This window comes from Allobaileyella intestinalis (assembly GCF_009695865.1).
Lineage (GTDB): Bacteria > Bacillota > Clostridia > Peptostreptococcales > Anaerovoracaceae > Allobaileyella > Allobaileyella intestinalis.
In genome coordinates, this window is the sequence record NZ_VUNB01000003.1 from 20,283 (window position 1) to 35,068 (window position 14,786).

Annotated in this window: 12 protein-coding genes and 1 tRNA gene; 4 read left to right on the forward strand and 9 right to left on the reverse strand. The window is 47.5% G+C overall.

What is annotated here, in order from left to right; genetic code table 11:
- Window positions 1-43: 43 nt before the first annotated feature.
- The 9 genes from FYJ66_RS03585 to FYJ66_RS03625 all read right to left on the reverse strand — a co-directional run bounded on the left by FYJ66_RS03585 (window position 44) and on the right by FYJ66_RS03625 (window position 9,306).
- Entirely contained in the window at window positions 44-649 is a 606-nt protein-coding gene (locus tag FYJ66_RS03585; RefSeq protein WP_154572150.1) for a 5-formyltetrahydrofolate cyclo-ligase, read from the reverse strand.
- A gap of 64 nt (window positions 650-713) precedes the next feature.
- A complete protein-coding gene (locus FYJ66_RS03590; RefSeq protein ID WP_235897350.1) occupies window positions 714-2,177 on the reverse strand; it encodes an MATE family efflux transporter in 1,464 nt (487 codons plus the stop codon).
- A gap of 206 nt (window positions 2,178-2,383) precedes the next feature.
- A complete protein-coding gene (locus FYJ66_RS03595; RefSeq protein ID WP_154572151.1) occupies window positions 2,384-3,847 on the reverse strand; it encodes an alanine/glycine:cation symporter family protein in 1,464 nt (487 codons plus the stop codon).
- A 383-nt stretch (window positions 3,848-4,230) separates the two neighbouring features.
- Entirely contained in the window at window positions 4,231-4,773 is a 543-nt protein-coding gene (locus FYJ66_RS03600; RefSeq protein WP_154572152.1) for a glutathione peroxidase, read from the reverse strand.
- A gap of 134 nt (window positions 4,774-4,907) precedes the next feature.
- Window positions 4,908-5,198 carry a hypothetical protein gene (locus tag FYJ66_RS03605; RefSeq protein WP_154572153.1) on the reverse strand — a complete coding sequence of 97 codons (291 nt, stop codon included), beginning with the start codon at window positions 5,196-5,198 and terminating at the stop codon, window positions 4,908-4,910.
- Window positions 5,199-5,207: 9 nt separating this feature from the next.
- Window positions 5,208-5,585, reverse strand: a complete 378-nt coding sequence (locus FYJ66_RS03610) for a desulfoferrodoxin family protein (protein WP_154572154.1) — start codon at window positions 5,583-5,585, stop codon at window positions 5,208-5,210.
- A gap of 164 nt (window positions 5,586-5,749) precedes the next feature.
- Window positions 5,750-7,471, reverse strand: coding sequence for an ABC transporter ATP-binding protein (locus FYJ66_RS03615; RefSeq protein WP_154572155.1), 1,722 nt, complete (start codon window positions 7,469-7,471; stop codon window positions 5,750-5,752).
- A gap of 193 nt (window positions 7,472-7,664) precedes the next feature.
- A complete protein-coding gene (gene brnQ / locus FYJ66_RS03620; RefSeq protein WP_154572156.1) occupies window positions 7,665-9,020 on the reverse strand; it encodes a branched-chain amino acid transport system II carrier protein in 1,356 nt (451 codons plus the stop codon).
- A gap of 211 nt (window positions 9,021-9,231) precedes the next feature.
- Window positions 9,232-9,306, reverse strand: a tRNA-Thr gene (locus tag FYJ66_RS03625).
- A 170-nt stretch (window positions 9,307-9,476) separates the two neighbouring features.
- Here FYJ66_RS03625 and FYJ66_RS03630 point away from each other — a divergent pair.
- The 4 genes from FYJ66_RS03630 (at window position 9,477) to FYJ66_RS03645 (ending at window position 14,726) form a co-directional block, all read left to right on the forward strand.
- Complete coding sequence (locus tag FYJ66_RS03630) at window positions 9,477-10,400, forward strand: cation diffusion facilitator family transporter (protein ID WP_154572157.1); 924 nt, start codon at window positions 9,477-9,479, stop codon at window positions 10,398-10,400.
- 369 nt (window positions 10,401-10,769) lie between these two features.
- Window positions 10,770-12,125, forward strand: a complete 1,356-nt coding sequence (mgtE, locus tag FYJ66_RS03635; RefSeq protein WP_154572158.1) for a magnesium transporter — start codon at window positions 10,770-10,772, stop codon at window positions 12,123-12,125.
- A gap of 127 nt (window positions 12,126-12,252) precedes the next feature.
- Window positions 12,253-12,912, forward strand: a complete 660-nt coding sequence (locus FYJ66_RS03640) for a SanA/YdcF family protein (RefSeq protein ID WP_154572159.1) — start codon at window positions 12,253-12,255, stop codon at window positions 12,910-12,912.
- Window positions 12,913-13,082: 170 nt separating this feature from the next.
- The gene (locus FYJ66_RS03645; RefSeq protein ID WP_154572160.1) at window positions 13,083-14,726 is read left to right on the forward strand and encodes a CTP synthase; all 1,644 of its coding nucleotides are present in this window, start codon (window positions 13,083-13,085) and stop codon (window positions 14,724-14,726) included.
- Window positions 14,727-14,786 lie beyond the last annotated feature (60 nt).

The following is a 14,786-nucleotide window of genomic DNA, read 5'->3' on the forward strand; positions in this document are numbered from 1 at the left end:
TATTTAATACGCAAATACAATTCCGATGGCATTTTACACTGTCTTAAGGCCGCCATCGCCTGTACTCTCCGTATTCTTTTTCATATACATATTTCTCGGAGATTAGTTTATCCATGGTTATGTCGTGTTCCTCCGTTACCACTTTGTCAACAAGGATTTCCTCAAAGCAGAGAGCTACCTTGCACCCTTTGAAAAGAGAAAAGAATCTGTCGTAGTATCCGGCGCCGTGGCCCAGACGGGATAGCTGTCTGTCGCAGGTGACACACGGAACTATGGCCAGATCAATATCTTCCGGCTGAGCTACAGGTTCCTCTGGAGAAGGTTCCATGATACCGTAGGCACCAGGAACCAGCTTGGTATCCTCGTTGTAGTATCTGGCGTCCATCACACCTTTTCCATGGCAAAGAGGGATGCACACTTTCTTTCCTCTTCTGAGGGCATCCTCAATAATTCCGGAAGTAACTACTTCCTTGCCGAAATTCATGTAGCAGAAAATCGTATCCGCTTCCATGTATTCCTTTGTTTTCATCAAGGCAGCGGCGATCTGACTGCTGGCATCTTCCATGTATTCATGGGAAAGGGCGGCCATCCTCTTTCCTGTCTCCTTCCGCTGTGCTTTTTTTGCTTCTTTCAAATCTGTGTTGTTCATTTTACTTACGCACGCCCCTGAATATTACTGAATATTCCTGCATAATCCCCTGGTCAGCAATCCATTAAAGCTCTGCTGTATCCAGATTGTCGATTATTTCTCTCTTTACTTTCCTGGTGTACATAACAGACATTCCTGTACCTGCTATCTCTGCAATGGGGAAGGCCCACCATACTGCCGTTACACCGCCAATGCGGCCCAGAATCCAGGCCATAGGAAGCAGAACTCCCAGCTGCCTTATGAGGGAGATGTTCATGCTGTACACGCTTTTTCCCACTGCCTGGAACACGCTGCCTCTCATTATGGCATATCCGGCAAATGGGAAACAGATGGAAATTATCCTCAGTGCTGTTATTCCCAGAGACATCATGGTCTCAGACGGATTGAACATGGACATCAGCACTCCCGGCGCAGTCCAGAAAATCAAAGTTCCCACGGACATAAAGGCCACAGAATAAAATACGCTTATGCGCATTCCTTCCCTCATTCTGTCTGGTTTTCTTGCACCGTAATTGTATGCGATGATAGGCACCAGACCGTTGTTCATTCCGAAAATCGGCATGAACACGAAGCTCTGTATCTTGAAGTAGGCACCAAAGGTGGCAACAGCTGTAGTGGAGAAACTTACCAATATCAGGTTCATTCCAAGGGTCATGGCCGATCCCACAGCCTGCATGATAATAGAAGGAACACCTATGCGGTAGATTTCCTTGATCATCATACCGTCAGGTCTGAAACCCTTCATATTCATGGAAATCTCGTGGTTCTTCGTGTGGTTGATGTAAAAACCCATTATGGTTCCTACGGTCTGGCCGAATACCGTAGCTATTGCGGCTCCTGCCACGCCTAGTCTCGGCGCTCCCAGAAGGCCGAAAATGAGAATCGGGTCCATGATTACGTTAATAAGGGCTCCCGTCACCTGCATATAGAAAATGTACTTTGTCTTTCCTGTTCCCTGAAGGAGTCTCTCCATGGTTATCTGCATGGTTACCATTATTGAAAGACGGCACACGATGGTCAGGTACTTAGTTCCGTATTCAATAATCTGAGGATCTGATGTCTGGCTTTTGATAAAGGGTTCTGCGAAAAAGCTGAACACCAGGAAAATTGCATATGTTACAAAAGCAAGGAAGATTCCGTTGTGAACTACCAGGTTTACCTTGTCCAGCTCCTTTGCCCCCAGGTATCTGGACAGAAGAGCGCTCATACCTACTGCTGTTCCTATGGCAAAAGCCAGAATAAGGCTCTGTATAGGGAATGCCAGGGAAACGGCCGTCAGCGCATTTTCGTTGAGATGGGCTACGAAAATGCTGTCCACAATGTTGTACAGGGACTGGACGAACATGGATATCATCAGGGGTGCCGACATCTTCAGCAGCAGTCCTCTCACCGGTTTATATCCCATGGGATTTTCCGCCAGAACCTCTCTGTTGCCATTTCTATTGCCATTGCCGTCCCCGTTTTCTTCAGTTGTTATTTCTTCATTAATGTCAGTTCTCTCAATACTCTCTCTTTCATTTTCGTTCATGTACTCTCCTTAGCTGTAAATTGTTTTATATCTCTCTAATCTCGTTTTGACATTCTAATATAGAATACCACATTTATTGTGAAATTCTGGAATTTTCTTTAAATCAGTTCTCATAAACTACAAAAAAACAGAGAGAAGAGCCACCGAGGCCCTTCTCTCTGCAAATAAGAAGTATAGTAATATGAAGAAGAAAGCTGTTAGTAAAATTACTCTGCTTCAGGAACTTTCTGAACCTTCTTCCTGAATTTAGAGCCTTCATCGACTTCACCGGCATTAAGTCTCTTGAAGTAGCTTCTTGTTTCTGCTACAACCACTCCGTTCAATGCCACCAGTCCAACGAGGTTCGGCAGTGCCATCAGGCCGTTGAAAATATCTGCAAAGGTCCAAACGAAATTCAGAGTGAGGAACGGTCCTATGAGAACTGCAATTATGTATATCCATCTGTATACTTTTACGGCCTTCATGTTCTTATTGCTGAAGTATTCCAGACATCTCTCGCCGTAGTAATCCCATCCCAGGATGGTAGTGTAAGCAAATATTGAAAGACAGATCATCAGGACAATGCCGCCTACGAAGTCCGGCCAAGGAAGGCCTTTTCCGAAAGCTCTCATTGTAACTGCCACACCTTCCAGACCCACCTTGTCAGAGCCTGTAAGAACAATGGCAAAACCTGTAATGTTGCAGATTACGATTGTATCCAGGAATGTTCCTGTCATGGATACCAGTCCCTGTCTTACCGGCTCCTTAGTCTGAGCTGCAGCTGCTGCTATAGGCGCAGATCCGAGGCCTGCCTCATTGGAGAAAATTCCTCTTGCAACGCCCTTCTGCATGGCAACCATCATGGCTCCCAGAGCTCCTCCTGCAACCGCCTTTGCTCCGAAGGCATCTTCAACAATGACAACAATTGCATGAGGAATGTCTGTAATATTGTAGAGGATGATAGCAACACCGATTACTACGTATGTCACCATCATTGCAGGAACTACGAAAGATGCTACGTTTGCAATTCTCTGAATTCCACCGATAACTACCAGGGCAACACACAATGTTACTGCGATGGCTGCGACTACAGTAGCCCATGAATATGAGATTCCTCCCATGGTAAAGGCGATGTGTGTGTTGTTTGGATCAAATACCGTCTTTATAGCAGAAGTAATGGAGTTTACCTGAGTTATGGTACCGATTCCCATTACTCCGGCTGTAAACCCGAAGAAGGCGAAGAGCTTTGCCAGCCATTTCCACTTCTCTCCCATTCCGTTCTCTATGTAGTAGAACGGTCCGCCAAGAGCATGTCCGTCTTCGTCAATGACTCTGTATTTAATTGCCAGAAGGCCTTCTGCGTACTTTGTGGCCATTCCGAAGCAGGCTGCAACTACCATCCAGAAAAGTGCTCCCGGTCCTCCGGTAACAACGGCTGTGGCGACGCCTACGATATTTCCTGTTCCTACGGTGGCCGCCAGTGCTGTGGTCAGTGCTCCAAAACTGGAGACTTCTCCAACACCGTCTTCCTCGTTATGAACCATGTACTTCAGGGCCTTTCCCAGTTTCCTGAACTGGAGAAATCCCATCCGCACAGAGAGAAGAATTCCTGTTCCCATTATGAGAACAATCAGCGGGATACCCCACACGTAGCCGTCAATTACTTCTAGAAACGCTGTGAACTTTTCCATTCGTCACCTCCGATAGCTGTCAACCCAATCCATATATACCCATTTCCTAAAATAAAAAACCTCCGGCTGCACCTACACCTTCGCCGCCTCGGTTTATGTATACATGATAATTCGGCTTTTTATTTCTGTCAACAAATAATTTTAAAATTATTTGTTTTGTCAAACCAAAAACTAGGCCCTTCAACCCCTTGCAATCACTGGATTTTGTACGGTTTTTAGTACAATCGTGCATAATATACTTGAAAAAGTATTTTTTTAACAGGCCCCATATTCTGCGAAATTCCGGTGCACATGGAATAGTTGCAGTTGTCTAAAGAGAAAGTCAAATGAAAAAAGCAGCGACCTGACAAGATCGCTGCAGTTTATATTTAATATTTGTGAGATTAAAGCAGGGATGCTACCAGCTCCTCCATCTTAGCAAGATCGTCTGTAGGCTCGAATCTGGCAACTACATTGCCCTCTCTGTCTACTACGAACTTTGTGAAGTTCCACTTTATGTCAGGATTGTTCTTATAATCCGAATCGATGGATGAAAGGAGCTGATCCATCTTCTCAGCAACTTCTCCTTCTCCAAATCCCTTGAAGGCCTGCTGGCTCTTCAGGTACGCATAGAGTGGCAGCTGATTCTCTCCATTTACATCTGACTTCTTCATCTGAGGGAATTTTGTATTGTAGTGAAGGGTGCAGAACTCATGAATTTCTTCATCTGTTCCAGGAGCCTGTCCCATGAACTGGTTGCACGGCACATCGATGATCTCCAGTCCCTTGTCATGATATTTCTCGTACATTGCTTCCAGTGGCTCGTAGTGTGGTGTGAATCCGCATCCTGTTGCTGTATTCACGATTACCATTACCTTGCCCTTGTTATCTGAAAGATTGAACTGTCCTCCATCTGGTGTTGGCACGCTGTAATCATATATTGACATTTTCTGACCTCCGTTTCTGGTTGTCGTTACGTTTTATAACGCTGGCTGCCGGCCCTGTGGCCATTGCCTAATCGGTTGTGTACAATTAATTTTCTATATTCTATTGCGCACAACCGGTTTTGTCAATAGACTTTCTAGAAAAATTTTCCTTTTTCGTCCTTGTATACAAAATTCGTCGTACCACCACAGATACTGCATTTTCCTGATTTGTAGCCGAAGCCGTCACCATATCCGCCAAAGCCCAACTGGAGTTCCTCGGAACCGCAGAATGCGCATTTTCTCAAAGCATCCCCTCTTCTATCGTCCACATATCTGCATTGTCCGAAATTTGGCAGTTCTCCAAGTCTTTTTTCCCGTGAACCAGAGAAAGTCAGATCAACCCTGTCCTTGTCCTCATCCTTCAGAACCCATTTTCCGTCAGCCATATTATCCCTTTATATCTCGGCCTTCCAGAGTCCGTGGAGGTTGCAGTATTCGTAGGCTGCTACTGCCTCATCTCCATCAGCAAGGGCAAAGAGAGCCTCTGGTTTTTCACCAGGTTTCAGGTCTTTCTTCTGGAATCCCTGTTTTGTCTCAAGGATGATGAACTGGATGAAATGCTCTTCCAGCATTGGATGGGCTACAGAGCCCACAGAAACCTTAACTGTGTTTCCCTGAACCTCAACTACCGGCACATGTTTTTCCTGGGCAGCATCTGTAGTGTTTGGCACCAGCTCTGTCATAGTTTCACCGCAGCACTTCGGCGTGCAGGCTGTTTTCTCTCCCAGAAAAGTTACAAAGTTTCCGCATCCTTCGCATCTGTAAAACAACATAATACTCCTCCTCTCCGGATTTCAAATGTGGTGGTATGACCCCCAGCCACACAAACTTTCTATGATTATAACCGATTATCCTTGGTGAAACAGTTAGCACAAGGTGTTTTTTTCCACAATTTTCTCTAACATTTCTTATTTCATGGAGTTTCATTGAGGATTGCCTACTCTCCAAAGAGCTCCTGTGTTTCCTTCAACTTCGCATAGACGCCGTTCTTTTCCAGAAGTTCTTTTTCAGTGCCCATCTCCTGGATGTGGCCTTTTTCGATAACCACGATTCTGTCGGCATTCTTAACGGTAGACAGCCGGTGGGCAATAACGAAAGAGGTCCTGCCCTTCATGAGCTGGTCAAACCTCTTCTGGATGTTCTGCTCGGTAACCGTATCCAGAGCCGATGTGGCCTCGTCCAGAATCAGGATCTTAGGATCTTTCAGGAATATCCTGGCAATGGCTATTCTCTGCCTCTGGCCACCGGACAGCCGGGCTCCCCGCTCGCCTACGTATGTCTGGAAGCCCTCTTCCATTTCCATGATGTCATCGTAGATTTCAGCCTCTCTGGCCGCCATGACCACTGCTTCGTCGGAAGCCTCCGGACAGCCGTAGCGGATGTTTTCCATGATGGTATCCGGGAAAATAAAAACGTCCTGCTGGACGATTCCGATGGCCCTGCGGAGAGAGTCTTTTGTGGCGTCCCGGATGTCCATGCCGTCGATCTTTATGTCTCCGCCGGTTACGTCATAGAACCTTGGAATGAGCTGGCACAAGGTGGTTTTGCCGCCACCGGTGGTGCCAACCACTGCGGTAACCTCTCCCCCTGTAACGTGGAGGTCAATGTCCGACAGTACCTTCTGCCCGTTCTGGTAGGCGAAGGAAACGTGATCAAAATCGATTTTTCCGTCAGTGACAACGAGAGACCGGGCATCATCTTTCTCTATGACCGTAGGCTCCACAGCCATGAGCTCGGAAAATCTCTGAAGGCCCGCATATCCTCCTGCGAAGATCTCGGCAAACTGGGCCAGCTTCCTCACAGGTGTGACGAAGGCGGAAACGTACAACGTGAAAGTAATAAGGTCGATGTAATTCAGCTCATCCTTCATGATCAGGTAACCGCCGAAGGCTATGACTACTACAGGCATTATACCCATGAAAAATTCCTGGTAAGCGTTGAACAGGCCCATGGCCTTGTAAAAGTCTTTTTTGGAATTTCTGTAGCCGCTGTTCACGTTATCGAACCTTTCCCTCTCCACGTTCTCATTGGCAAAGGCCTTGGAGGTCTTAGTTCCGGAAAGGCTTGACTCGATGTCGGAGTTGATGGAGGCCAGTCTTACCTTCACGTTTTTTGAGGTGGTAGAGAGATTTGTCCTCTGCTTCATTATTATTCCGATGAATATTGGAAGGAGAATGAACACCACCAGGGCCAGCCGCCATTCGATGGTGAACATCATGATGAGGGCTCCAACTATGGTAAGGGTGGAAATCAGCAGGTCCTCCGGGCCGTGGTGGGCCAGCTCCGTTATTTCAAAAAGGTCTCCTGTAAGCCTGCTCATCAGGCTTCCTGTGCGGTTTCTGTCGTAAAAGTCGAAGTCCAGCTGCTGCAGGTGCCGGAAAAGGTCGGCTCGCATGTCGGTCTCCACCCGAATACCGAAGGTGTGTCCCCAGTAGGTCATCACGTAGTAGCAGAGAGCCCTGAGTAAATAGGCCACTGCAACGATGGTCATCACAGTGAAGAATGTCTGGAAGGCCTTGTTTGGCAGCATGTCGTACATGGCCTTCCTGGATATTACCGGGAAAGACAACTCGATGAGAGAGGCCAGCACGGCGCATACCATGTCCAGGAAGAACAGCTTCCTGTGGGGTTTGAAATATCTGATAAGTGTTTTTATCATATTATGAGAAATCCTTTCATTGCACTTTGTGTCCGGATATTCTACCACAGATTGCCGGGGTTTTACTGCACCAAAAAAGCAGAGCAGGTTTTCATCAGCCCTGTTCTGCTTCTTTTATTCTGATGTTCTTTGTTCGTTCTGAATATTTTGCGGAGGAATTTCAAAATATTCAGGAGGCATTCAGATAGTCAGATTAGTTATCACTCTCTGCCTGAGTGTTCTCATCCATGCTTTCTCTGATCTTCTCGCCCACAACTTCCATCTTGTCAGATTTTCTGATAAATGCGCCAATGATGCATCCCACAAGAGCCGGGACGATCCATCCCAGTCCGTCTGCAGCGAAAGGCATTTTCCCAATAAAATCAGAAAGACCTCCCATTGGCAGGTTGCCCATCAGGCTGGCGGCCAGTGCGAAATATGCTCCAACACCTGCGACCATGTTGTTTGTTACAACTCTGTCCAGCAGTGCGAATACCACCAGTACGATCATTGGCGGATACAGGATTCCCAGAATCGGTCCGGCCAGCTTGATTATATTGGTCAGTCCGAAGTTTGAGAGGGCGTAGCTCATGACGATAACGGTGATAACGGTCTTCTTGTACTGAAGCTTGCCGTTGGAAAGGGTCTGGAAGTAATCTCCCACAACGGATGAGAGTCCGATGGATGTGGTGAGGCAGGCCATGAGCACGATTATTGTCAGGGCTATTGCTCCCATGCTTCCCAGGAGTTTGTCTGTGATGAACATAAGGAGTGGTGCCTGGTCAAGGCCTTCAGCACCGGCTACGCCGGAAACTGTAGCACCCAGGTATGTCAGTCCTCCGTATACCAGTGCCAGAAGTGTTCCGGAGATAAGTGCGGATCCTGCAACTGTGTCTCTTATGTCTTCCTTGCTGGTGAATCCATAGGCAGCGGCTGCTGTAATCATCATCAGTGCCTGTGGAACTCCGCCGATACCGTCCAGAGTCTGGTAACCGTTTACAATTCCTGCATTCAGAGGTTTTGCTCCGTCGACTACTGATGCTGTGTCAATAGGATGTATGATTCCTGAAATTATGAGAAGCACCATGACTGCCAGAAGAATTGGAGTCAGGTAATTTCCGATAATATCTACCACCTTGGCCGGTCTGATTACCAGAAGCAGTGAAATTCCGTAGAAAATCAGGCCGAAGAGCCAGAGAGGCAGTCCAGGAATCAGCTCCTTGATGCCCATTTCATAAGTAGTTGCGGCTGTTCGCGGAATGGCGATCAGAGGTCCAAGGCAGACGATAATGGCTGTGACCATAATCTTGCCGGGGATCTTTCCCATCTTCTCAGTAACGCCGTCCATGGTTCCCTTCTTGTTGGCCACTACTGAAATGATAGCTGCTACAGCCAGACCAACATCCATCAGGAAGAATCCGATAAATCCGATGAACCAGCTGGAGCCGGTGTCCCTGCCCAGGAACGGAGGGAATATCAGATTTCCAGCTCCGAACTGAGTGGCAAAGAGAGCCAGGCCCATAATAATGATTGCAGATCGCTTGCTCCGTGTCTTACCATTCTTTTGCATAATTCAATTTAACCTTTCATCAATGTCTCTCACAGATCCCATCCTCCTTTTTCTTTGGATCAGTGGAGGCCACCAAAAGGAATGATAACAAATTAACGATATGTTAACACATTAACAATATACCAGCAAGGGCTCCCCTGGAAATCGTTGGCCGTATATTGTATTTTTTATGCAAAAGGCTCCCGGTAATAAAACCGGAAGCCTTTTGTTCTGGAGCTGCTGGTGGGAATCGAACCCACAACCGCGGCGTTACGAATGCCGAGCTCTGCCATTGAGCCACAGCAGCACAGCTGTTTAGTTTGTACTAGCTTTTGTATTGTATACTACAGAAGGCGGTTTTTCAAGGCAATGTTTCATTGGCCCAGTGCCGCAAAACCCGGAAATGTGATATATTTTATTTGATTTTATTTTTCCATACAGCAATAAACCAGGCGCACAAGGAGAAAGGAGGAACCTATGGCCGCCAATCACAAACTCAAAGAGCAAGACGAGCGCCGGGCCATCCGGTTATCCACCTCACTAGGCGTTCTCGTGGCAATTGCCGAAATCATCATGTATTTCATCACGAGCTCTCAGGCAATCCTTATTGACAGCATTTACGACGGCATGGACGTAGTAATTCTGGTGCTATATCAGATCCTCCTGCCCCTGCTGTACAAGCCTGTAAGCGAAAAAATCCCCTACGGTTACGCCCAGGTGGAATCCCTTTTCATCCTTGTAAAAGGTTCTATCCTCATTATCGTCACCCTTCTTGTTATTTACAACAACGTGCGGCTGATCCTGAAAGGCGGCGCGTCACTGGACACCGGCCTGATTCTGGACTACGAATTTGGCCTGACTATTTTCTGTCTCTTCGGTTACATACTGATGCGGTACATGGGCAGGAAGATGAACACCCCTATGATCAGGGTGGAGCTGATCACCTGGAAAATAGACGTTTTCCTGAGCTTAGGCGCCTTCCTGGGCTTCGGGCTGGCCATTCCTTTTACAAAGTACCACATTCTGGAGTGGACCATTCCTTACATCGACTCGGTTATTTCATGTATAATTGCAGCTCTCATGCTTCCGGAACCGGTCAGGGCCTTCGTCAAGGCCATCAGAGAGCTGGTGCTCATGGCTCCTTCCGAAAAAAAGCTGGAGGAGATTCGCAGTCTTGCGGGGCAGGTGCTGGAAAACTATCCATACGAAGTAGATTTTGTAGACGCAGTTCGGACGGGCAGAAAACTCTGGATAGACTTTTATGTCACAACAGAAAGCAACATAATGGATATCCGGCAGCTGAAAAAAGCCACAATGGAACTGAAAGAACTTCTTTCAAAGCACTATGACGGAGTCTACGTAGATCTTATTCCAGACATAACACCGGAGAAAGATTCTTAACGAAGATTTTAATTGAAAAAATTTTTTTAATATTCTAATATAAGTGTGGATTGTTGTGGATCACGACAATTATTTCTCATGGAATTATTGCCTCTCCACGGACATTCAACGGACTTTCCATAAATCAAGTCAATTTTACATGCTGGCCGGCTATGAGGCCAGTTCTTCTAATCATTTCAAAGAAAAGGAGGTAACCCATGGACGGAGACAGTCACGGTCGAATATCGCATAAGGGCATGGCAGACCAGGCTGACTGCGTTCAGGCGGATGCCTTTCTCTACCATTAATTTCAAATAGCCCGGACCACCTCTGTCTCCTTCAAGCAACAGTGCCTTTTTGGCATTCCCATAATTTTGAAGGAGAATCACAATGGAAAAAATCAACACCGAAGTAATTGAAAAGCTGCGCTGTCTCATTGCAGATTCTGACCCTCAGGCAATTTACGATTTTATCGATCATTACCAGCCTATTGATTTCGCCGAAATCGTAGAAGAGCTGGACGACGTTGAAATCTCCAGCCTGGTCAGGCTTCTTGATGACAACCGGCTTGCATCTCTGATGGAAGAATCAGATGATGATGAAAGAATACGGATTGCGCGTACCCTGGACAACCGGCGGCTCATGACGGCATTCGAGTACATGCAGAAGGACGACATAGTAGATATGCTGGGAGATTTTCCTATTCTGCGGAGAAAAGAAGTGCTGCGGCTCATGAAGTCTTCGGACCAGACCATCATCAACAAGCTGCTTAATTATCCCGAAGATTCTGCCGGCGGCCTGATGACCACAGACTACATCGCCCTTCACGACGACCTGACTGTGGAAGACGCCCTGGATGTGATCCGGCGCACAGGTCCCAAAACCGATTTGATCCAGACTATTTTTGTCATTGACGACAAGCGGAAACTAATCGGCACAGTAAGTCTGAAGTCCCTTCTTGTGGCTTCAAAAACTTCCCTGATCAGAGCCCTGATGGACGACCAGGTTCTTTCCGTAAATCCGGAAACCGATCAGGAAGAAGCGGCCCGCATCGTTGCAAGGTACGACCTGGACGTAATCCCCGTAGTCAGCAGATCCAACCAGATTCTGGGCATTATTACCGTAGACGATATCATCGACGTTATCATAGAAGAATACAACGAAGACATGCTCCAGCTGGCCGGCGTAAACGTAGAGGAAAAGCTGGATTCCACCTGGCGGGAGTCTCTCCGCATGCGGCTTCCCTGGCTTCTCATCAATCTGGTAACCGCATTTCTGGCGTCCTTCGTCGTAAACCTTTTCCAGAACACCATTCAGCAGGTAGTTGCCCTGTCTGCTGTAATGACCATAATCAGCGGCATGGGAGGAAACGCAGGTACCCAGACCATGTCCATACTTGTCCGAACCCTTTCTCAGAAGGATCTGAGATGGCGGGATGCCCTGCCCCACCTTCTGAAAGAAATTGTTGTAGGAGTTCTGGACGGGGCTTCCTGCGGAGCTGTTACAGCAGTGGTAGTCTGGTTCATGTACCACAACCTGTACCTGTGTCTCATAGTGGTTCTTGCCATGATCGGGAATCTTTTTGTATCAGCAGTCTTCGGCTTCCTTGTTCCGGTCATACTGAAGCGGTGCAATCAGGATCCGGCAGTGGCCTCATCAATTTTCGTGACCACTGCCACCGACACCCTGGGATTCTTTATTTTCCTGGGGCTGGCCACTTTGATGATGCCTTACCTGCTCCGCTGATCCGGGAGGCAACTTCCAGGTTTCAGAGTATCTTTTCATAATCACCACTTTGTGAAAAAGACCTTCCTTCCTGATTGTGTTATACTGTAGCGGTTTAACGAAGGGTATCAGGAAGGGAGTTTTTTTGATGTTAAAACTGTTCAAAATTATTTTCAAAGGAATACTGCTGGTACTGGCAGCCACTGTGCTGCTCAATGCAGCGGTTCTCCTGACAGGATATTTGAACATGGACAGTGAATATTCTCCGGAGTCTTCGGGGAAAAATCCGGATTGCATTCTGGTTCTGGGTGCGGCGGTGCGGCCAGACGGAACTCCAAGCAAGGCCCTCCAGGCCCGTCTGGACACAGGAATCCGCCTGTACAAGGCCGGAGCCGCCAAAAAACTTCTTCTTTCAGGTGACAACGGCCAGACCAACTACAACGAAGTGGAATCAATGAAGGACTACGTTCTCGCTGCAGGAGTGCCTTCTGAGGATATTTTCCTGGACCACGCAGGATTCTCCACATACGAAAGCATGTACAGAGCAAGAGACGTTTTCAAGGTGAAAAATCCTATTATAGTCACTCAGAAGTATCACGAATACCGGGCTTTGTTTACCGCCCGCATGCTGGGTCTTCACCCCATTGGAGTTCCATGCAGCACTTCCACCATCAGTAAGTCCAGTGACCAGAATGTCAGAGAATACCTGGCCAGGTGCAAGGCCGTATTCCAGTGTATTGCAAAGCCAAAACCTACTTTCCTGGGCAGCGCCATTCCAATTTCAGGAAACGGCACAGCCAGCTGGTAGGCTTTAAGAGGGATAAGGGAGAATCTCCCGGGCTGTGGCATTTCATTTTTTTAAATGCCACGGCCCGGATTTTATTTTTCCAATTGTATCGGCCTTCTTACGGGTATAAAATAAACGATGATTTTTTTATATAAGTACAGCTTTTGATTTCGGGGTTCAAGGGGGGATCTATGAAAAAATATATTTTCGTTACCGGCGGTGTTATTTCAGGACTTGGTAAAGGCATTACCGCAGCTGCTCTGGGAAGGCTGCTGAAGTCCAGAGGCTACAAGGTTGTGAGCCAGAAGCTGGATCCGTACATCAATATTGACCCTGGCACCATGAGCCCTTACCAGCACGGTGAGGTTTTCGTAACTGAAGACGGTGCAGAGACAGACCTGGACCTTGGCCACTATGAGCGTTTCATAGACGAAGACCTGAACAAGTATTCAAACCTTACTACGGGAAAGGTTTACTGGAACATCCTTAACAAGGAAAGAGCCGGAGATTATCTGGGCAGCACCGTTCAGGTGATCCCTCACGTTACGGACGAGATCAAGAGTTTTGTATATACTGTAGGAATGACTACAGACGCTGACATCATCATCACAGAAATCGGCGGAACTACGGGAGACATTGAGAGCCAGCCCTTCCTCGAGGCTGTCCGCCAGATTTCCATTGAGGTAGGCAGAGAGAACTGCATTTTCATTCACGTAACTCCGATTCTCTATGTTGCCAGCTCAGGGGAATACAAGTCTAAGCCTACACAGCACTCTGTAAAAGAGCTGAGAGGACTTGGCATCTCTCCTGACATCATAGTTCTCCGTACCCCTAAGATGATGGACGACGACATTCTGGACAAGGTCTCCCTCTTCTGCAATGTAAAGAAGGACTGCGTCATTCAGAATCTGGATGTAGACCAGCTGTACGAAGCCCCTGTAATGCTTGAAAAACAGCACTTCTCCGAGATCGTATGCAGAGAGCTGAACATTGAAGCCAGAACCCTGGAAATGGCCGGCTGGATGCAGATGCTGGACAGAATCCACAACAGAACAGGCAAGGTCACCATCGCCCTTATCGGAAAATACATTAAGCTCCACGACGCTTACCTTTCTGTGGCTGAGGCTCTCCGCCACGGAGGCTACGAAAACGGCGTAGATGTGGATATCAAATGGATAGAGTCTGAGGAACTGGAGGATAAAAACCAGATTGACCAGCTTCTGGGCGATGTAGACGGCATTCTGGTGCCAGGAGGGTTCGGTTCCAGAGGTGTTGAAGGAAAAATTGCCGCAGGCACCTATGCCAGAACTCACGACATTCCGTACCTTGGCATCTGCCTTGGAATGCAGACAGCGGTAATTTCTTTTGCCAGAGACGTGCTGGGCCTCTCCGACGCAAACTCCGGAGAGTTTGACGAAAGGAGCCAGCACAGGGTCATCGACCTTATGCCTGACCAGGTTGGAAATATTCCAAAGGGCGGAACCATGCGTCTCGGCGCTTACCCGTGCTGGGTAAGGCCGGACAGCATAATGGAGACAGCTTACAAAGATAGCGGAAAATCCTTTATCAGAGACGATGAGGAAGGCAGGCTGGTGATTGCTGAAAGGCACCGTCACAGATACGAGTTCAACAACGATTACAGAGAAGCTGTTGAAAAAGCCGGCATGAGAATTACCGGAACCTCTCCTGACAACAGACTGGTAGAAGCCGTGGAGATTCCTTCAAACAGGTTCTTCGTAGCTGTTCAATACCACCCTGAGTTCAAATCCAGACCAAATGCAGCACACCCTCTATTCAGAGAGTTTGTAAAAGCAAGCAAAGAGACTGAGCGATAGGATAGAGTCACATGTGGAAACAACCGCTCTGGCCATTGAATCTTCAATGGCTGGAGCGGT